At 45.3% G+C, this 2,997-nt stretch carries 3 protein-coding genes; 1 reads left to right on the top strand and 2 read right to left on the bottom strand.

Going from position 1 to position 2,997, the window contains the following annotated elements; translation table 11 throughout:
• A partial coding sequence (locus tag VIP81_RS21675; protein WP_331966210.1) for a hypothetical protein occupies positions 1 to 730 on the bottom strand: 730 nt, incomplete at its 3' end.
• A gap of 130 nt (positions 731 to 860) precedes the next feature.
• Between VIP81_RS21675 and VIP81_RS21670 the strand changes: the two genes are divergently transcribed.
• Positions 861 to 1,514 (top strand): DUF6304 family protein, encoded by a 654-nt coding sequence (locus VIP81_RS21670; RefSeq protein ID WP_331966207.1) that lies wholly within the window; start codon positions 861 to 863, stop codon positions 1,512 to 1,514.
• 51 nt (positions 1,515 to 1,565) lie between these two features.
• Here the strand turns inward: VIP81_RS21670 and VIP81_RS21665 are convergent, their stop codons facing one another.
• Positions 1,566 to 2,786 carry a family 16 glycosylhydrolase gene (locus tag VIP81_RS21665; RefSeq protein ID WP_331966204.1) on the bottom strand — a complete coding sequence of 407 codons (1,221 nt, stop codon included), beginning with the start codon at positions 2,784 to 2,786 and terminating at the stop codon, positions 1,566 to 1,568.
• Positions 2,787 to 2,997: the final 211 nt, after the last annotated feature.

Here is a 2,997-nt window from a genome sequence, read left to right as displayed (position 1 = left end):
TATTCTTACAATCCCGGTTCGCAAAAGTATGAGCGAGATTGAGATAGTGCCCCATTTCATGGGCCAGTAAACCCACACCCACTCCTGCTACTACGATGTCCCCACCAGCGCCGGCATAGCCGCCCATCTTCAGTCGGGTCCAGGTGCCACATTCAAAATCCTGCATGTATTCCGACTTGATATCCGTCACCACCCATATATTGATATAACGGGCAGGGTCCCACTTACCCAGGGCGACAAGGTCCCCTCCTTCCATTTCATTATCAAAGTCTGATAAATAAGAATGAGTCCTTACAATGCCCGTTGTTTTACTACCATCCGGAGCTGTTTTAGCAAGACAAAACTGAATCTTTGTATCTGTCCGCGCGCCGGAAAATGCGCCAGTAGCGGCATATGCATCGTTTAATTCCTGTAGGGCCGCCTGTATAGCTGCATCCGTGTATGCGTTGGGATCCTCATTAATAATGTGAAATACCACTGGTAGCACTACCAGTCCCGGAGGTTTTACAGCAGCTCCGGGTACGCGGATATATTGTTTTTGTAAGATGGCTTTATTAATAGCCCGTTCACGTTCCAGGTAAGAGGCATCTTTCCGCCATAACTCCTGTAAGGCATCTGAGCCACAGGGGCGCACCGTAGCAGGCATTCCCTCCTGCGCTTTTAATACTACAGGAAACAGAAGACAGACCAATACAAAGGCACGCAGGTTTTTCAAAACTGGCAAATGCATCGACGACAGATATATATTTAACGACGCCGCAAATATATATTCATTTTTATTAATCAATCAACTTATTATGCATGCGATTGATTTTTGGAAGAACCGTTTAATCATTATATTGATCATCTAAAACACCAATATGGTTTTCCCTACTATCTATACCGACAATGCCGGAATAGTAATAACACATTTCGAAACGGATGGTAAAATCATGCAGTTCACGCTCCGCGGCATCACATTTACCGGCCATGATTTTGATTTACTCTCTTTAGTAAATGAGACTGACTATGTTGGCCCGGGAATCACGCTCGATCAATGGGGATGCCTTACCAACTGTACGTTGGAGATATCCATACCGATACGAATACGGCAATTTCAGGAAGAAAAAATGGCTACGCTCTCGTTCCGGCTGTTGTTGGAAAACGGAAAAATAAACGCTTATGACCAGCTCTCCTTGCAAATAGATGAGTATAACAGGCTTGATTATCCGGACAAAAATCCAGATTTTTTAATGGAAGGAATACTACCATTTCTAAAAAGAGACCTGCCGGAAAATGTAATGCTGTTATGCTGCTTTGACTGTGCCTTTGCTCATTACAGTCCTGGTGGGAACAGTGCTTTCGGAGGCATGAGCTGTTACAAAAACGTCAAAACACAGGTCCTTCAAATAACTAATAAGTCTGACTTTATGGCCCTTCAGGATCTTTACCGCGAAAAGATCAACCTTACCCAGGAAACCTGGTACTGCAAAGAATTTCAACCTGCTACGCCCGATGTGTGGCGATACCTGTAAAAAGGGCCGCCTGTAAACACAGCCGGCCCGATCCATCACCCTAAAATAATATTAATACCTGAATGCTTCCCAGCCGGAAACGGTAGCACGATTACAGGTCATAGCCTGTGTGCCGTTTTCACAGGAAACGTATTTGCCATTATTACCCCGTAGCGCAATGGAACCATCTGTATTAACAATCCAGTCAAATTTTTCCCAGTCCCCCACAGTAGTACGGTTGCACGTAATGGGGTTCACACCGTTTTCGGACGACACATACTTGCCCTGACTCTTCAGTGCTACTTTGCCGCCGCCGGCATCTTCTACGGCAAATTGCTCCCATGCCTGGGCAGTAGCCCGGGTACAGGTCATGGCCTGCGTGCCGTTTTCCCCGCTGACATAAGCATTATTAAACCCTTTCAGGGTAATGGTACTGCCAACAGGCGCCGTACCGCCACCATTGGTAATAGAATATACCCTTACATAATCTACATACATATTGGCGGGCAACTTACTTTCATCAATGGTTTGTCCGGGAAAATCGCCCCCCACAGCCATATTCAGGATAATAAAAAAGGGGTTATGGAACTCTTCGGTGCTGTTAATATTATTCAGAATATTAGCGGTAGCAAACTGGTTCCCATCTAAGTACCAGCGGATAGCACTGGCATCCCACTCTACCGCATACACGTGATAATCTGTGATAGTGGTACTGGTATTGCCTCCGTAGGAAACATGTCCGTTGGCATCCCAGTGAATAGTACCATAAATGGTGTTGCTGGTATTTACCTGCTCCATAATATCTATCTCACCACATTTGGGCCAGCCTACCGACCCAATGTTATTCCCCAGCATCCAGAAGGCCGGCCACAACCCTTGTCCGGAAGCCAGCTTAATACGCGCTTCAATACGACCATACTGCGTAGTAAAATGACCGGCAGTATTCATACGGGCAGAGGTATATGGCCAGCCATTAACGGACTGCTTTTTCGCAGTAATCACCAAATTGCCGTTGCTGACACTCGCATTGGACGACTGGTAATATTGTTTTTCATTATTAACCCCGGGACCTGTTTCAAATGACCATTTTGAGGTATTAACACTGCTGCCGTCGAATTCATCAGACCAGATCAACTGATAGGATGCAGCGGCGGCCTGCACGGCGGCGGCAGCCGGTTTGGCATTTAACGGTTGCAGGGTATCCGTTTTTTTAGCCTCTTTTGTACAGGAGGAGATAATGGCAGCTATTAACAGGAACGAACCTACGCTCATGGTAAACAGTTTTTCTTTCATGGAATTTACAATTAATAAAGGTGAACAAATAAGGGTCATGGATCAACGCGGAATATTTTTATCTGGTGGCGTAAATTTGCAGCTTGTTGTTTGGGTAACAAAATTTAGGGCTACGTCAAAAGTACGTCGGTATTTGTCTTTCCCAGGATTATACTGATTATACTGATTTTGATGACCATGTTTTCATGATTTTGTGGGTTAACGGAACTGG

Source organism: Chitinophaga sp. (assembly GCF_036566945.1).
In the GTDB taxonomy this organism is placed as follows: domain Bacteria; phylum Bacteroidota; class Bacteroidia; order Chitinophagales; family Chitinophagaceae; genus Chitinophaga.
The sequence above is the reverse complement of the archived record's forward strand: the minus strand, read 5'-3'. Positions and strand labels throughout refer to the sequence as shown.